At 59.3% G+C, this 16,153-nt stretch carries 12 protein-coding genes; 6 read left to right on the forward strand and 6 right to left on the reverse strand.

The window, feature by feature from the left end; translation table 11 throughout:
• Positions 1–26 precede the first annotated feature (26 nt).
• Complete coding sequence (locus SK58_RS18205) at positions 27–1,148, forward strand: YbdK family carboxylate-amine ligase (protein ID WP_015571201.1); 1,122 nt, start codon at positions 27–29, stop codon at positions 1,146–1,148.
• Here SK58_RS18205 and SK58_RS18210 read toward each other — a convergent pair.
• From SK58_RS18210 to SK58_RS18220, 3 genes are all read right to left on the reverse strand, one after another.
• Positions 1,078–4,233 carry an efflux RND transporter permease subunit gene (locus SK58_RS18210; protein ID WP_047746741.1) on the reverse strand — a complete coding sequence of 1,052 codons (3,156 nt, stop codon included), beginning with the start codon at positions 4,231–4,233 and terminating at the stop codon, positions 1,078–1,080. The genes SK58_RS18205 and SK58_RS18210 overlap by 71 nt on opposite strands.
• A 9-nt stretch (positions 4,234–4,242) precedes the next feature.
• Positions 4,243–5,307, reverse strand: a complete 1,065-nt coding sequence (locus SK58_RS18215) for an efflux RND transporter periplasmic adaptor subunit (RefSeq protein WP_017694366.1) — start codon at positions 5,305–5,307, stop codon at positions 4,243–4,245.
• A 106-nt stretch (positions 5,308–5,413) separates the two neighbouring features.
• Positions 5,414–8,122, reverse strand: coding sequence for a cation-transporting P-type ATPase (locus SK58_RS18220; RefSeq protein ID WP_048220290.1), 2,709 nt, complete (start codon positions 8,120–8,122; stop codon positions 5,414–5,416).
• 488 nt (positions 8,123–8,610) lie between these two features.
• Here SK58_RS18220 and SK58_RS18225 point away from each other — a divergent pair, with 488 nt between their 5' ends.
• Positions 8,611–8,859, forward strand: coding sequence for a DUF1158 domain-containing protein (locus tag SK58_RS18225; protein WP_003858875.1), 249 nt, complete (start codon positions 8,611–8,613; stop codon positions 8,857–8,859).
• Here the strand turns inward: SK58_RS18225 and SK58_RS18230 are convergent.
• Positions 8,845–10,413, reverse strand: coding sequence for an alpha/beta hydrolase-fold protein (locus SK58_RS18230; protein ID WP_026094387.1), 1,569 nt, complete (start codon positions 10,411–10,413; stop codon positions 8,845–8,847). The genes SK58_RS18225 and SK58_RS18230 overlap by 15 nt on opposite strands.
• Before the next feature lie 123 nt (positions 10,414–10,536).
• On the opposite strand from SK58_RS18230, the gene SK58_RS18235 reads away from it, so the two are divergent.
• Positions 10,537–12,681: a TonB-dependent siderophore receptor gene (locus SK58_RS18235; protein ID WP_048220291.1), complete on the forward strand. Its 2,145-nt coding sequence runs from the start codon at positions 10,537–10,539 to the stop codon at positions 12,679–12,681.
• Between the two features lie 73 nt (positions 12,682–12,754).
• Here the strand turns inward: SK58_RS18235 and SK58_RS18240 are convergent, their stop codons facing one another.
• Both SK58_RS18240 and SK58_RS18245 read right to left on the reverse strand, forming a co-directional pair.
• Complete coding sequence (locus SK58_RS18240) at positions 12,755–13,096, reverse strand: RamA family antibiotic efflux transcriptional regulator (RefSeq protein WP_003858880.1); 342 nt, start codon at positions 13,094–13,096, stop codon at positions 12,755–12,757.
• 32 nt (positions 13,097–13,128) lie between these two features.
• Positions 13,129–14,232 carry a RomA family MBL fold metallo-hydrolase gene (locus SK58_RS18245; RefSeq protein WP_017694371.1) on the reverse strand — a complete coding sequence of 368 codons (1,104 nt, stop codon included), beginning with the start codon at positions 14,230–14,232 and terminating at the stop codon, positions 13,129–13,131.
• A gap of 191 nt (positions 14,233–14,423) precedes the next feature.
• On the opposite strand from SK58_RS18245, the gene SK58_RS18250 reads away from it, so the two are divergent.
• The 3 genes from SK58_RS18250 (at position 14,424) to nfsB (ending at position 16,146) form a co-directional block, all read left to right on the forward strand.
• Positions 14,424–15,014: a TetR/AcrR family transcriptional regulator gene (locus SK58_RS18250; protein WP_003858882.1), complete on the forward strand. Its 591-nt coding sequence runs from the start codon at positions 14,424–14,426 to the stop codon at positions 15,012–15,014.
• Positions 15,004–15,372: an MmcQ/YjbR family DNA-binding protein gene (locus SK58_RS18255; RefSeq protein ID WP_003858883.1), complete on the forward strand. Its 369-nt coding sequence runs from the start codon at positions 15,004–15,006 to the stop codon at positions 15,370–15,372. Before SK58_RS18250 ends, SK58_RS18255 begins: the two co-directional genes overlap by 11 nt.
• A 120-nt stretch (positions 15,373–15,492) precedes the next feature.
• Positions 15,493–16,146 carry an oxygen-insensitive NAD(P)H nitroreductase gene (gene nfsB / locus SK58_RS18260; RefSeq protein ID WP_003858884.1) on the forward strand — a complete coding sequence of 218 codons (654 nt, stop codon included), beginning with the start codon at positions 15,493–15,495 and terminating at the stop codon, positions 16,144–16,146.
• The last annotated feature ends 7 nt before the right edge of the window (positions 16,147–16,153 follow it).

Genomic DNA, 16,153 nt, shown 5'->3' on the forward strand with positions numbered 1-16,153 from the left:
ACTCATAACAGACAACGGAGTGCGCCATGCCTTTACCCGACTTCAAATCCTCTGAACCTTATACCCTCGGCATTGAGCTCGAACTCCAGGTGGTTAACCCGCCGGGTTACGATCTGAGCCAGGACTCCTCTGCCCTCATCGCCGCCGTCAAAGACGACATCAAAGGGGGGGAAGTCAAACACGACATCACCGAAAGCATGCTCGAAATCGCCACCGGCGTGTGCCAGACCATCGACCAGGCAGCGGCGCAGTTTTCAGTGATGCAGCAGAGCATCCTGCGCGCGGCGGAAGATCAGCATATCCAGATCTGCGGCGGTGGGACGCATCCGTTCCAGAAATGGCAGCGGCAGGAAGTGTGCGACGACGAGCGCTATAACGTCACGCTGGAGCGCTTTGGCTATCTGATTTTGCAGGCGACGGTGTTCGGCCAGCACGTACACGTCGGCTGTCGGACCGGGGACGACGCCATTTACCTGCTGCACGGCCTGTCGCGCTTTGTGCCGCACTTTATCGCCCTGGCCGCCGCATCACCGTATATGCAGGGCACGGACACGAAGTTCGCCTCATCGCGTCTCAACATCTTCTCGGGCTTCCCGGATAACGGTCAGATGCCGTGGGTCAACAGCTGGCAGGAGTTCGAGGGGCTGTTCCGCCGCCTGAGCTCCACCAGCATGATCGACAGCATTAAGGATCTGCACTGGGACATCCGCCCCAGCCCGCACTTCGGCACCGTCGAGGTGCGGGTGATGGATACGCCGCTGACGCTCAGCCACGCCATTAACATCGCCGGGCTTATTCAGGCGACGTCGCACTGGCTGCTGACCGCGCGGCCGTATAAGCATCAGGAACGGGATTTTCTGCTCTATCGCTTTAACCGTTTTCAGGCCTGTCGCTACGGGCTGGAAGGCATTCTGACGGACGTACATACCGGCGAGCACAAAACCGTGGCGGAAGATATCGCCTGGCTGCTCGAGCAGGTTGCGCCGTCGGCCGAGAAGCTCGGCGCGACAAGCGCAATCAATGAGATTGCCCTGCTGTTAAAGCAGGGCAAGAGCGAGGCGCAGCGCATGCGGGACTTTATCGCCGATGGCGGCTCGCTGATTTCTCTGGTGCAGAAGCACTGTGAGCTGTGGGCGACGAGTCCATAAGGCCGTGGCCCCACTCGCGCAGGCGCTGGAACAGCACGAACAGCGCCGGGATGAACACTATCCCCACCACGGTCGCCACCAGCATGCCGCTGAACACCGTAGTGCCGATGATGCGGCGGCTCTGGGCACCCGCCCCGGTCGCCAGCATCATCGGCAGGACGCCGATAATGAACGACACGGCGGTCATCATTACCGCGCGGAAGCGGCGCGATGCCCCCTCCCGTGCGGCATCGATAATCGCCATTCCATCCATGCGCCGGGCGCGGGCAAACTCCACGATAAGAATTGCGTTCTTGGCGGCGAGGGCTATCAGTAGCACCAGACCTATCTGCACATACACGTCGTTGGCGTAGCCCGCCAGCCACAGCCAGACCAGCGCCCCGCCGATGGCGAACAGCACCGAGAGCATCACGCTCGCCGGCAGCGTCCAGCTCTCGTACTGGGCGACGAGGAACAGCCACGCCATCACCACCGCCGCCAGCACGATCCATATCGCCTGATTGCCGGTCTGCTGCTCCTGATACGACATGCCGCTCCAGGCGTAGTCGTACCCGGCTGGCAGGTTTTCCGCCAGAATCTCGCCCATCGCCGCCATTGCGGTGCTGCTGCTCACCCCTTCCGCTGCCGAGCCGCTCACCGATACCGACGGGAACTGGTTGTACTGCTGTATAAATGGCGCGCCGACGGTCGGCGTGATGGTGATGAGGTTGCTCAGACGCACCCGCTCGCCGCTGTTGCTGCGCACGAACAGCTCGCTGATTTGCTCCGCGCGCTCGCGCCACTGCATCTCGTTCTGCATCACTACGTGGTAGACGCGGTTGTTGACGCTGAAATCCCCGGCGCGCGTGCCGCCAAAGGCGGTTTGCAGGCTGCTGAAGATGCGTGACACCGGCACGTCGAGGCGGGCCGCGCGCTCACGGTCAACGGTGAGCGTCATCTGCGGCACGTTGCTGCTCCAGGTGGTGAACACGCGGCTCAGCTGCGGGTTCTGGTTGGCTTTCGCCAGCACCTCACGCGTCACGCGCTCCAGCTCCGCCGGACTTTGCCCCGCCTGCGCCTGAATGCGCAGGTCGAAGCCGGAGGCGTTGCCCAGCCCCGGCAGCGTCGGCGGCGCAAAGGTCATGATGGTGGCTTCCGGCAGGGCCAGCAGCTGGCGCTGAAGGGTGCCCATCACCTCATCCAGCGGCGGACGCTCGCTCCAGTCTTTGAGCATGATGGAGATAAACCCGCCGTTCGATGCGCTGGTGCCGTTGAGGATGTTAAACCCGGAGACCTGAATCACGTCTTCTACCGCCGGGTTTTTAGCGATCAGCTCGCGCGCGGTGGTCATCACCGCTTCGGTGCGCTCCAGCGAGGCTGCCTCCGGCAGCTGGACGCTGGCGAAGAAGTAGCCCTGATCCTCCTGCGGCAGGAAGCCCTTTGGCATCGACATGAAGCTGAATACCACCACCGCCGCCGCACCCGCGGTGGCCAGCAGCGCCAGCCACGGGCGCAGGTTTAAAACGTTCACGATGCGGGTGTAGAAACCGCGCGTGGCGTCCAGCCCGTGGTTAAAGGCGCGATAGAGTGCCGCAGGTTTCTCCGGTCGCGGGCGCAGCAACAGCGCGCACAGGGCGGGCGTAAGAGTCAACGCCACCAGGCTTGAGAGCGTGACGGCAGTCGAGAGCGTCACCGCGAACTGGCGGTACAGCTCGCCGACAATCCCCGGCAGGAGCGCCACCGGCACAAACACCGCCAGCAGCACCAGCGTGGTGGCAATCACTGGCCCGGCAATCTGGCGCAGCGCCAGCGCGGTCGCCGCCGTACGGCTCTGCCCTTCCGCCATCAGCGTTTCGACGCTCTCCACCACCACGATGGCGTCATCCACCACCATGGTCAGCGCCAGAATGATAGCGAACAGGCTCAGCGTATTGGCGGAGTAGCCGAGCGTATAGAGCACCGCGAAGGTGCCCACCAGCGACACCGGAATGGCAAGGGCAACAATCAGCGTCGCGCGCCAGCTTTGCAGGAACAGGGACACCACGACCACCACCGCCAGCATCGTCAGCGCCAGCGAGACGCCAATCTCTTTGATGGTGGCGGCCACAAACGAGGTGGTGTCGAATTTGACTTCATAGACCAGATCGTCCGGGAAGCGCGTGGATAACCTTTCCAGCTCCGCGCGCACCGCATCGGCCACGCGCAGGGCGTTAGCGGACGGCGTCGGGTAGATGCCGAGGTAGGCGGAGTCGTGCCCGTTCAGCTGCGCGCCAGAGCTGTAGCTGCGCGAGCCAAGCTCGATGGTGGCGACGTCCTTCAGGCGCACCAGCTGCCCCATCTCCCCGGCGCGGATAATGATGTTGGCAAAGTCGTCGGCCTGATTTAAGCGCCCCAGCCCGTTAATGGTCAGGGTCTGCTGCTGGCCGTTAAACACCGGCGGCGTGCCGACCTGGCCTGCCGCCCCCTGCACGTTCTGCTCGCGCAGCGCCTGCGCCACGTCATCGCTGGTCACGTTCAGGGCGTTCATGCGGTCCGGGCGCAGCCAGATGCGCATGCTGTAGTCCCGTGCGCCAAACATCTGTACCTGCCCGACGCCCGGCAGACGCGACAGCGCCTCGCGCACCTGGGTGCTGGCGTAGTTGCTGACGAACAGCGGCGTGTGGGTGTTGTTCGGTGAGTAAAGGCTTACCCCCATCATCAGGTTGGTGGCGCGCTTGCGCACCTGCACGCCGTTTTGCTGCGCCTCGGTCGGCAGCTGCGCCACGGCCTGCGCCACGCGGTTCTGCACGTCGATGGCGGCGAGATCCGGGTCGGTGCCTGCCGCAAAGGTAATGTTCAGGCTATAGCTACCCTCGTCCGAACTGGTGGACTCCATATAGAGCATATGATCCACCCCGTTCAGCTGGGTTTCCAGCGGCGTGGCGATGGCCTCCGCCACGTCAGCCGAGCTGGCGCCCGGCCATGACGCTGACACATTCACGACCGGCGGGGTGATCTGCGGGTACTGCTCCACCGGAATAATCCTCAGCGCGATGGCCCCCAGCAGGGTGATGACCAGCGCAATCACCATCGCAAAGCGCGGGCGTTTGATGAAAAACGTCAGCATGATGGCTCCTTAATTCAGTATCTGGACGGCAACGCCTGGCTGCACGCGCTGCGCACCGTCAGTAATCGCTCGCTCACCGGGCTTCAGGCCGGAGGCAATCTGGAACTGCTGGCCGATCTGTCCGGCGACCTTCAGCGGACGCATTTCGGCTTTATCCTCGGCGTTAACCACCCATGCGAAGAATCCGTGGCCATTCTGCTGTACGGCAGCGGCGGGCAGAGTCAGCACTGGTTGCTCACTTGACGGACGCAGGTAGACGTTCACGTTGCCGCCGGGCAGCAGCTGATGGCGCGGGTTGGCGAACTCGGCGCGCAGCATCACGCTGGCGGTGCGCGGGTCGATGCGGTTGTCCACGGAGGTGAGTTCCCCGCTGATGCGCTGGCCGTTGCTGTCAATCAGCGCCTGCCAGGCCTGCTTCATGGCGCTGATATCCGCATGCTGTCCGGCTTTAGTGGCAAACGTGCCCTCTTCCAGCGCAAAGGCGATGCGGATGGGATCGAGCTGCACCACCTCCACCAGCACACCGCTGGCAGGATTCACCAGGCTGCCGACGTGAAAGTTGCTGTGCCCCACGCGCCCGTCAATCGGTGAGGTAATGCGCGTGTAGTTGAGGGTGACGCTGCGGGTGTCGAGCCGGGCTTTCGCCTGCTCCAGCGCGGCGCTCGCTACGTCGCGCTGCATGCGGGCGTTGTCCACGTCGTGGCGGCTGATGGCGTTGCTGCTGCCCAGGCTTTCGAAGCGTGACAGCTGCTGCTGCGCCTGACGCAGCGTGGCTTCGGCGCTTCTCACTTCGGCCTGCGCCAGACGCAGGGCGGCGCGCGGCTCGGCGTCGTCCAGTTCGAACAACACGTCGCCTTTTTTCACGTACTGCCCGTCGCGGAAGTGGATTCTGGTGATGACGCCTTCCGTGCGGGCGCGCAGTTCAACGGTGTGGATAGCTTCAATGCGACCCGGGATCTGACGCTCGGCGGCGTGGGCGGTCTGCTCCACGGTGGCGACACGCACGGGAATGGCCGCGGCGAATGCGGGTGGCAGGGTGCAGGCGAGGAGCGCGAACAGGAGTGGGAATTTCATGGGAGTACCTCGGCGTTGTTTTCCCTCACCCCGGCCCTCTCCCACAGGGAGAGGGAGGTCAGAGTTCCCTCTCCCTGTGGGAGAGGGTTAGGGTGAGGGCAAAAGGTTATGCAGCCTTACGGAACCTGCGGGTCAGTCGCTTCTCGATTTCGACGACGAAGAACATCACGCCCGCCACCGCCAGCGTCACGAACCAGTAGCGCAGCGGCAGCGCTTCGGTGCCGAACAGCATCTGCATAAACGGCAGGTAGATAATCGCCGCCTGGAGCAGGAACAGTACGCCCGTTACCAGCCAGATCCCTTTGTTCGCCAGCAGGCCGCGGTTCAGGGAGAACCCGTCGGTATTGCGGCAGTTAATCATGTATACCCACTGGGCGCAGACCAGCATCTGCAACAGCACGGTGCGGATGAACTCCGCGCTGTGGCCGCGCGGGGCCAGCCAGGCTTCCAGCGCAAAGGCGGCGATGGCAATCATGGTGCCGACGAAGGCCACGCGCCAGACGGCGTAGGCGTCCATCACGTGCTGCCCAGTCTGACGCGGCGGGCGGCGCATAATGTTGCGCTCGGCGGCCTCGAAGGCCAGGCCGAAGGAGAGCGTGGCGGAGGTCGCCATGTTCATCCACAGGATCAGCACTGGCGTCAGCGGAATGATGTTCCCCGCCAGCAGCGCAATCACAATCAATAGCCCCTGCGCCAGGTTGGTCGGCATGATGAACAGGATGGTCTTCTTCAGGTTGTCGTAAACGCGACGCCCCTCTTTTACCGCGCTGGCGATGGTGGCGAAGTTATCGTCCGTCAGGACCATGTCCGCCGCCTCTTTGGTCACTTCCGTGCCTTTGATGCCCATCGCGATACCCACGTCCGCCTGGCGCAGCGCCGGGGCATCGTTCACGCCGTCACCGGTCATGCCGACGATTTCGCCTTTGTCCTGCAACGCTTTCACCAGGCGCAGCTTATGCTCCGGGCTGGTACGGGCGAAGATGTCATACTTCACCGCCGCTTCCGCCAGCTCGGCGTCGTCCATCTTCTCCAGCTGGTAGCCGGTAACCGCCTGCTCGCTGTTGGTGATCCCCAGCATCTGGCCGATGCTCATCGCCGTCTGTGGGTGATCCCCGGTGATCATCTTCACGCGGATCCCCGCCTGCTGGCAGGCGTTAATCGCCTCAATCGCTTCCGGACGCGGCGGATCCATCATCCCGGCAATGCCGAGGAAGATCAGACCGTGGCTCAGGTCGTCGTGAGTTAATGCCTGCTCGCCGTTCGCTGGCTTGAACGCCGCGGCGACCATGCGCAGCCCCTGACGCGCATAGCGCTCCATCTCCGTTTCCCAGTACGCGCGGTCAAAGGCTTGCGCACCGTTGCGGGTCTGCTGCTGCTCACACAGGGCGAAAATCACGTCCGGCGCGCCGGTAATCAAAATCTGCTCCTCACTGCCAATCTGGTAGTGGGTGCTCATGTACTTGTACTGAGAGTCGAACGGGATCTTGTTAACCAGCGTGGTCACGACCGGCTCGAGGTGGGCCTTGGCCGCCAGCACCTTCAGCGCGCCCTCGGTTGGCCCGCCGGTGATGCCCCACAGGCCACGCTCGTCCTGAATCAGCTGGCTGTCGTTACACAGGTCGATGGTGCGCAGGTACTGCTCCAGCACGGTGCCCGGCTGGATCTGCACCGGCTCGTCGCTGCCTTCGAGGTAGATGTTGCCCACCGGCTCGTAGCTGTTGCCGTCCACGCGATAGCAGGTGTCGGCGGTGATGATGGCTTTCACCGTCATCTCGTTCATGGTCAGGGTGCCGGTTTTATCCGAGCAGACCACGGTCATCGCGCCCAGGGTTTCAACCGTCGGCAGCTTGCGGATAATCGCCCGCTTGCGCGCCATCGCCTGCACACCCAGGGAGAGGATAATGGAGATAATCGCTGGCAGACCTTCCGGTACGGAGGCTACCGCCAGGCTAATCAGGGAGAGCAGCAGCTCGCCCATCGGGATCTCGCGGAACACCAGGCTGAAGACAAACAGCGCGGCCATCATCGCCAGAATGATGGCGAAGATCGCTTTGCCCAGCTTGTCCATCTGCACCAGCAGCGGGGTGCGGTGTTTTTCAATGCCCGCCATCATCTGGTTGATGTGGCCGAGTTCGGTCTCCTGGCCCGTGGCAATGACCACGCCAACGCCGCCGCCCGCGCTTACCGTCGTACCGGAAAAGACCAGGTTCGTGCGGTCGCCCAGCGGTAATTCGCCGTTCATCGGGTTCGTGTGTTTATCCACCACGGTGGATTCACCGGTCAGAATTGCCTCTTCCACGCGTAAATTATGCGCTTCGATTAAGCGCATATCCGCCGGTATACGATCTCCTGCGCGCAACACAATAATATCGCCCGGGACGATTTCCGTCGTCGGGATAGTTTCATGGTTGCCGTTACGAATAACGCGCGCCTCGCTGGAGAGCATATTGCGAATACTCTTCAGGGATTTTTCCGCGTTACTTTCCTGAATGTGGCCAATTAAGGCATTGATTACCGCCACGCCCAGAATAACCAGCGTATCAACCCAGTGTCCCATTACTGCCGTTAATACGGCGGCTGCCAGCAGGACGTAAATCAGGACATCGTTAAAATGCGCGAGAAAACGCAGCCAGCCCGGCTTGCCTTTTTTCTCCGGCAGCGCGTTCGGGCCATGCTTCTGTAAACGCGCCTGCGCCTCGGCACGGTCCAGGCCATTAGCCTGGCTCTGCGCCTGAGCAAGCACCTGCTCTACGGTCTGCTGGTACGCCTGCCCGCCTGCGGGTGGCATATTCTGCGAGAAATTTTTTTTGGTCATGGTATTTTTCCTTCAATATCCGGTGGACGGAAGCCGGAATTCCTTTCTGGCTTTAAATAATTCATTTTTAAGTGTTGCGGGTTAAATTGATCTACCGCAATATATTGACTACCCGGTTATTCAAAACTGATTAAAATTATTTCGACGCGTTGATTTTTACAAAATATTTCTAAACCAACACTAAACGAGGAGGAAGCATGTTTGGTATTTATCGCGGACGGCGCCTGGCGTTATACATTGTCGCAGCCATTGTTATTGCGACGTTAATTGGATATAGCACCTATAGCTTTGTAAAATTATTTTCATGAGAAAGACGTTTATTTACATAACGCGATATTAATTTAATCGCTGCGGAAATATTATCTATTTTCTGTTATTAATTCGCAGAATAACGGTGGCCTTTCACCCAATTTTGCCAGCGGGCATGATATTGCTTTACGTTTCAGGATGCCGGACAATGACATTTTTAACTGACGATTAACATTACGATGAAACACCCGTTAGAATCGCTGCTCACCGCAGGGGGCATTTTGCTGATGGCCCTGCTCTCCTGCCTGCTGTTACCTGCGCCATCGCTGGGTCTGGTGCTGGCGCAGAAGCTGGTTCAGACCTTTCATATGGTCGATCTGAATCAGCTGTACACCATTCTGTTCTGTCTGTGGTTTTTGGTGCTCGGCGCAATTGAATTCTTTATCCTGCGTTTCATCTGGCGCCGCTGGTTTTCACTGGCGTCGTAAGCCAGTGAGATCGCGCATCCCGTGGATCAGCGCTTCACACCAGGCCGCGTAGTCGTGGCCGCTGGATGAGGGATGAAAGCTGACGCGATAGCCTTTTTTCCTCAGCACCTGTTCAAAATCCTGCGTGGTGCGATAGATGCCGCCGCCCGGCCCCGTGGTTTCAAACTTCCCGGCCTGTAACCAGAAACGCACCGGATACGGTGGAGACTGTTGGTACTGACGCGTCAGCCAGCCGGGAGCGTCACCTTCTGGCGCCCACCAGTAAGAACCGGAAAGGCTCAGCACGTTGCCAAACAGGCGCGGATAGCGGAGCGCCACCCATGAAGAGGCAATTCCCCCGTAGCTTGATCCTGCCAGTACGGTTTTCTGCCGCTGCATGCCGATGCCCTTCCCCCGCAGCCACGGCAGCAGCTCGTGCGCCATAAAGTCAGCAAAATCCGGGTTCGGCGGCAGCTCGTTGCCGCGACGGGCGTGATCGAGGCTGTCGATAAACACCACGTTAATCGGTGGCAGGTGATGCCGGGCAATCAGACCGTCCAGCACGTTGGCAAAATGGTATTCGTCCTGATAAACCTGTCCGTCGAAGAGGATGAGCGTCCAGCGTGCGGGCTGTGTGCCGCGCGGTTGGTAGATCATCACGTCGCGGGCATTGCCGAGGATGTTGCTGCTCAGCCTCTGGCGGCTCAGCGTCCCGTGTACCAGCGGCTGTGCCGTAGCCCGAACGGAGCAGTAGCGCGCCGGGCTGAGATCGAGCAGAGAAAAGCGATTCCAGCGATCGGTCTTCTGCTCCCCAAAGCTATTCGGGTTAAGCGGATCGGCCTGCGCGCTTACCAGGATGGCGCGGCGTTGATCGCGGGCAGAGCCTTCAACGATCGGCACATCGGGGGCGAGCTTGTACTGCATCACCGTATCAGCGGGGACCACGTAGCTGCGGAACCAGACGTCGCTGTTGCCCAGACGGAACAGCGGATCGTGATCCCCCGCCGGAGAGCCGAGAATGAAGACGTTATCCCGCGCGCCGCGCCACAGAAAGGTCACCCGCTTATGGCTCGCATCTACCGGCTCCACCATCGGCGTTCCCTGTCGACGCTGCGCCTGCCAGAACGCCTCGGTACTTCCACCGGCAGAAATGACGTTTGCCAGCGCCTTCAGCGTCGGGCTTTCTGGCGCCAGCATCTGCACGCGTGGTAACGGAGAGGTCTCTTTCATCCGCCACTGAAAACGCCACGGCTTGCCAGCTTCGCCGTGTAGCACCAGCGAGGTGTTCTGTTTCACCGGCAGGGCAAACAGCAGCGTGTGTTCCCCGTCCGCAGGACCGTTTTCGATCAGCGTGCGGATGCGACGGTTTTGCCCATCCAGCAGGCGCGCATCCGTCACGCCATGCAGCGTGGCGGAAACGTAATTTTCATCCAGCTCGGGCAGGGAGAAGCAGACTTCGCCGCTGGCATCAAACTTTCCCTGAACATCGCCCTGCCGGGACGACTGCTCGCACGTTGCCGCCACGGCGGGCAGCGCGCCGATCCCCAGCAGCAACCCACTCCATACCCTCTTCATTACCGCTTGTTCCCCAACGAAATTTGTTAACAACGCTAATGCAAATGGTAATAATTTGCAATATCATCAACGGCGTTTTACCGGTGTTTTTATGGCGATAGCAACCAAGGACGTTCAATAAAAATGTTTAAAAATAATAAGATAATGCAGCTCTGGCTGCTGAGTCTGGCGACGACCAGCGTCGCGGCTCAGGCAGAAACGAAAGAAGAAACGATTACAGTGACGCAGGGCGTGATTGAAGAGCCCAATGCGCCCGTAAAAGGCATTGTGGCGACGAAAACGCTCTCCGCCACCAAGACCAGCGCGGAGATCGTGAAGACGCCGCAGTCGGTATCGGTGATCACCCGCGATCAGATGAACATGCAGGACGTCACCTCCGTTTCGCAGGCGCTGCGCTACTCGGCGGGCGTGTTTACCGAGTACCGTGGCTCGTCTAACCGTAACGACGAGGTGTTTGTGCGCGGCTTTAGCTACGTGCCGAAATTCCTCGACGGCTTAAGCTTTGGCGCAACGGCTTCCTCACAGACGGGCACAGTTGACCCGTGGCTGCTGGAGCGCGTGGAGCTGGTGCGCGGCCCGGCGTCGGTGCTGTTTGGACAGGTGAATCCTGGCGGGTTAATCAGTATGACCAGCAAGCGCCCGACGGCGGAGGCCATTCACAACGTGCAGTTCCGCACCGGCAATAACGATCTCGCCGAAGGTGCGTTTGATTTCGGCGGCAAGCTGAGCGACGACGGCCGCGTGCTGTATCGCGTGAACGGTATCGCCCGTACGCAGCATAATCAGGTGGACGATTATAAAGAGACGCGGATGGCGATCGCCCCGGCGATCACCTGGTACCCGAACGATCAGACCCGCTTTACGCTGCTGACCAGCTACCAGAAAGATCCGGATGCCGGATACCGCAACTTCCTGCCCGCGTATGGCACGGTGAAAAGTGCCGACGGGAAGTACATCCCGCGCGACTTTGACGTCAGCGATCCGAATTACAATCAATCCTGGCGCGAGCAGACGATGATTGGCTACGAGCTGGAACACCAGTTCGCCGACAACCTCACCTTCCGCCAGAACGCCCGTTACGCCACCATCAAGCAGAAATATCGTTATCTGGTTTACGCCAACAGCGCGGCCAACAGCACGGTGTTGACCCGTCGCGCCCAGCGTGAAGAGCGCACGACCAACGAATTTGGCCTTGATAACCAGCTGGAATATCTGCTGGAGACCGGAAGCGTCAACCACACCCTGCTCGGCGGGTTTGATTACAAGACCAGTAAGGATAAACAGCTGCTGGCGCGCGGGAGCGGCTCACAGTATGACCTCGACTGGACAAACCCGGTTTACGGCGTGAACGTGGATGAAAGTACCTTCAAAACGGCCACCGACGAGCAGCAAAATCTCGACCAGATGGGCCTGTATCTTCAGGATCAGATGAGCTGGAACAACTGGGAGTGGCTGGTTTCCGGGCGCTACGACTGGAGCGAAGTGCGTACCAGCGACTTCACCGACAACAGCTTAACCCAGCAGAACGACAACAAATTTACCTGGCGCACTGGCCTGCTGTACGCGTTTGATTCTGGCCTGTCGCCGTACATCAGCTACAGCACCTCGTTTGAACCGAACCTGCAAACCAACCGTGCGCCGGGCGTTGCGCCATTCAGGCCTACTACCGGGGAGCAGACCGAGATTGGCGTGAAATATCAGCCGGTCGACACCACGCTGATGACCCTGGCGCTGTACGATTTGACTCAGGACAACGTCGCGACCTATAACAGCGCTGAAGGCTGGTTCGAAAATGCGGGCAAGGTGCGTTCGAAAGGCGCTGAAGCGGAAATCCACGCCACGCTGATGGATAACATCAACCTGATTGGCTCCTACACTTACACCGATGCAAAAACCGAAAGCACCACGGTGGCGGGAACTGAAGGCAAAACGCCTGCGCGCATTCCAGCGCATATGGCATCGGCGTTCGCCAGCTATACCGTTCCGGGCGGAGCGCTGAAGAGCCTGACCGCTGGCGTGGGGATGCGCTACATCGGCACCAGCTACGGCGATGCGAAGAACACCTTCAAGGTGCCATCGGTGGATCTGTATGACGCGATGCTGCGCTACGATCTGGGCGAGATGAACCGCAGCCTGAAAGGGGCAAGCGTGCAGTTCAACGTCAATAACGTGGCAGACACGAAGTATGTGGCGTCATGCGCAAGCGATACGGCGTGCTTCTACGGGATTGGCCGGACGGTGACGGCGACGGTGAATTACAGCTGGTAAGCATGGTGCTGTCTGATCCCCTCACCCTAACCCTCTCCCTAAAGGGGAGAGGGCCGGGGTGAGGGGATGTTTTTCAGTGCGCCCGACCGTGGTTTTCTTTGCGGTACGCCCCGGGCGGCTGGTTGAAGGTGCGGGTAAAGATGCGGGTAAACGTCTGCTGCGAGTCAAACCCATAGCGCAGGCAGATATCGTACACGCGCTCGTCTGACTCACGCAGATCGCGCGCCGCCATCAGCAGCTTGCGTTCGCGGATGTAGCGCCCCAGACTTTCGCCTTTGTACTGCATAAACAGCCGCTGTAAATGCCATTTTGAGTAACCCGCATGGCGGGCAATCTCTTCGATGCGTAACGGCTGGTGTAGATTGTCATCAATCCATTCGACAATCGTATCAATGACCTGAGCGGAAATCGTCATACTGCTCTCCCCCTCTGCTTCTCGCTTAAACATTATTCCCACCACTCGCGAAATTGTTGCGTGGTATCACTCACCCGCACGGGCTCGCCCAGCTCCGGCGTCAGCAGCCGGTAGTTTTTATCCTTACTGGCTTTCGCCAGCTGGATCAGTGGATCGTTCCAGGTATGTTTCGCCAGCACAAAACGCCCGTTATGTCCCGGTACGACCGCTTTGGCATTGAGATCTGCCGAGGCCTGCGCCGTTTCTGCCGGGTGCATATGGATGTACTTCCAGTCCTGGTCGTACTGGCCGTTTTCCATGATGGCTAAGTCAACTCCGCCAAACTGCTCGCCAATCGCTTTGAAGTGCGAGCCGTAACCGGAGTCTCCGCTGTAGTAGACCTTTCGCTCTGGGGTGACAAACATAAAGCTGCCCCACAGGGTCTGGTTACGCTTAATGCCGCGCCCGGAAAAATGGCGCGCCGGCAGAACGTGCACCGTCAGCGTATCGCTGATATGCACCGACTGGTTCCAGTCCCGCTCGTCGATAATCTCAGGGTTCATCCCCCAATAGCGCAGATGCGACCCCACGCCCAGCGGGGTGACCACGCGCTTAACCTTCGGCAGCAGCGCCTTGATGGTGGCGTAATCCAGATGGTCATAGTGATCGTGGGAGATAATCAGCAGGTCGATCTCCGGCATGCTCTCCGCACGCCACGGGTACTCCCCCGCAAACGCTTTATTGAGGAAGGAGAACGGTGCGGCGTAGCTACTCAGAACCGGATCGATCAGGATGCGTTTCCCCGCCAGCTGCATATACCAGGAGGAGTGGCCGAGCCACACCAGCGTGTCCTGTTCAGGCGACAGGCTCGCCAGATCGGTTTTCACCAGCGGCAGCGGCTGCGCAGGACGGGCGTTTTCGGTTTTACGGGTAAGGAACTGCCACCACGCCACCAGCATATTTTGTTGCCCGGTAAAGCCCGGCGTAGGGAGCGTGTTATGGAATTGCCCGTCGCGATAGTGCGGAGAGGCTTCCACTTCAGAGAGCTGCGCACCCTGCGGTGGCTGGCCAAATCCGGCATTCAGTACAAACGGTAAACTGGCAGCTGAAGCAATAATCATGACTAACACCACGCAGATGAATAGAGGCTTTTTCATTTCCTGACCCGCCTACGCGCCCCATCCGATGGTTTGCGCGGGTGACACTTGATTATGAGTGAGTAAGCACTCATTATAGATAGGATGATTACGCCGTCAAGAAGGTTTTCGTTCTTTGACATTCCGCGTTGCAGCGTATCAAGGCTCGTGTTTCAATCAGGGCTTTTACAATTGACGGGAGGAAAAATTTAGTGGCACGTCCAAAGAGTGAAGATAAAAAACAGGCCTTACTGGAAGCAGCAACGGCTGCGTTTGCGCAGTCAGGTATTGCCGCCTCAACGGCGTTAATTGCCCGTAATGCGGGCGTCGCTGAAGGGACACTGTTTCGCTACTTTGCTACCAAAGACGATCTGCTGAATGCCCTCTACCTGCATCTGAAGCAGGATCTCTGCCAGACCATGCTGGCGAATCTCGATCGCACCATCACCGAGCCAAAAGAGCATACCCGCAATATCTGGAACAGCTATGTAGACTGGGGCATTCGTAACCCCCTGGCGCATGCGGCTATCCGCCAGATTGGCGTCAGTGAAAAGCTGAACGCCGAAACCGAGCAGGCGGTGAAAGACATGTTCCCGGAACTGCATGAACTGTGTCGTCGTTCGATCCGCCCGGTGTTTATGTCTGACGAGTTTAAGACCTTCGGTGATGCAATGTTCTTATCGCTGGCTGAAACCACCATGGAGTTTGCCGCGCGCGATCCGTCCCGTGCCGTCGATTTTAAAGCGCTGGGCTTTGAAGCCATGTGGCGCGGGCTTGCTGAGGAAGATAACCATGGACAGTAAATCCTTGCAGGAACATGCCAGACGCGTCGCGCTGGAGATGCCTTTTACCGAACATTGCTGGCCGTTTGGCCCGGAGTATGACGTATTTAAGGTGGGCGGGAAAATTTTTATGCTGATGGCGACCGCACACGGTCGGGCCCACGTCAGCCTGAAATCCGATCCGGAAAAATCGCTGCTCAATCAGCAGATCTACCGTGGCGTGGAGCCCGGTTACCATCTGAATAAAAAACACTGGATCTCACTTTATGGCACGGACGACATCACGCCTGAACTGGTCACCGACCTGATTACGGATTCGTGGAATCTGGTCGTTGATAAACTGCCGAAAAAAGATCAGAAGTGGATTCGGCCAGCCTGATTGTTCGTCTGAGACGAACAGAATAAGCGCTCGAATCGCACTTATCTTTTCCCGCTTCGCGCGGTAATCTGCTTTCCTTTCACGCCCGCCCGCGGGCGAATTTCATCACCAGGAGTTGTTATGGATATTATTTCTGTCGCCCTGAAACGCCACTCTACCAAGGCGTTCGACCCAGCCAAAAAACTGACCGCAGAAGAAGCGGAAAAAATCAAAACGCTGCTGCAATACAGCCCGTCCAGCACCAACTCCCAGCCGTGGCACTTTATAGTTGCCAGCACTGAAGAGGGTAAAGCGCGCGTGGCAAAATCCGCGGCGGGCACCTATGTGTTTAACGAACGCAAAATGCTGGATGCCTCTCACGTGGTGGTGTTCTGCGCGAAAACCGCGATGGACGATGCCTGGCTTGAGCGCGTTGTCGATCAGGAAGAGGCTGACGGCCGTTTCGCCACGCCAGAAGCAAAAGCCGCGAACCACAAAGGCCGCTGCTATTTTGCCGACATGCACCGCGTGGATCTGAAAGATGACGACCAGTGGATGGCGAAGCAGGTTTACCTGAACGTCGGCAACTTCCTGCTGGGCGTGGCCGCGATGGGCCTGGATGCGGTACCCATCGAAGGATTTGACGCCGCGATCCTCGACGAAGAGTTTGGCCTGAAAGAGAAAGGCTTCACCAGCCTGGTGGTGGTCCCGGTCGGGCATCACAGCGTGGAAGATTTCAACGCCACGCTGCCGAAATCTCGCCTGCCGCTGAGCACGATTGTGACTGAGTGCTAAGCGCTTC

The organism is Enterobacter sp. BIDMC93, assembly GCF_001037805.1.
GTDB lineage: Bacteria > Pseudomonadota > Gammaproteobacteria > Enterobacterales > Enterobacteriaceae > Enterobacter > Enterobacter hormaechei_C.

Coding starts and splice junctions, on each gene's coding strand:
- SK58_RS18210 (WP_047746741.1), bottom strand. CDS start 4,233: ATGCTGACGTTTTTCATCAAACGCCCGCGCTTTGCGATGGTGATTGCG.
- SK58_RS18255 (WP_003858883.1), top strand. CDS start 15,004: ATGGACAGTAAATCCTTGCAGGAACATGCCAGACGCGTCGCGCTGGAG.
- SK58_RS18205 (WP_015571201.1), top strand. CDS start 27: ATGCCTTTACCCGACTTCAAATCCTCTGAACCTTATACCCTCGGCATT.
- SK58_RS18215 (WP_017694366.1), bottom strand. CDS start 5,307: ATGAAATTCCCACTCCTGTTCGCGCTCCTCGCCTGCACCCTGCCACCC.
- SK58_RS18235 (WP_048220291.1), top strand. CDS start 10,537: ATGTTTAAAAATAATAAGATAATGCAGCTCTGGCTGCTGAGTCTGGCG.
- nfsB (WP_003858884.1), top strand. CDS start 15,493: ATGGATATTATTTCTGTCGCCCTGAAACGCCACTCTACCAAGGCGTTC.
- SK58_RS18245 (WP_017694371.1), bottom strand. CDS start 14,232: ATGAAAAAGCCTCTATTCATCTGCGTGGTGTTAGTCATGATTATTGCT.
- SK58_RS18220 (WP_048220290.1), bottom strand. CDS start 8,122: ATGACCAAAAAAAATTTCTCGCAGAATATGCCACCCGCAGGCGGGCAG.
- SK58_RS18225 (WP_003858875.1), top strand. CDS start 8,611: ATGAAACACCCGTTAGAATCGCTGCTCACCGCAGGGGGCATTTTGCTG.
- SK58_RS18240 (WP_003858880.1), bottom strand. CDS start 13,096: ATGACGATTTCCGCTCAGGTCATTGATACGATTGTCGAATGGATTGAT.
- SK58_RS18230 (WP_026094387.1), bottom strand. CDS start 10,413: ATGAAGAGGGTATGGAGTGGGTTGCTGCTGGGGATCGGCGCGCTGCCC.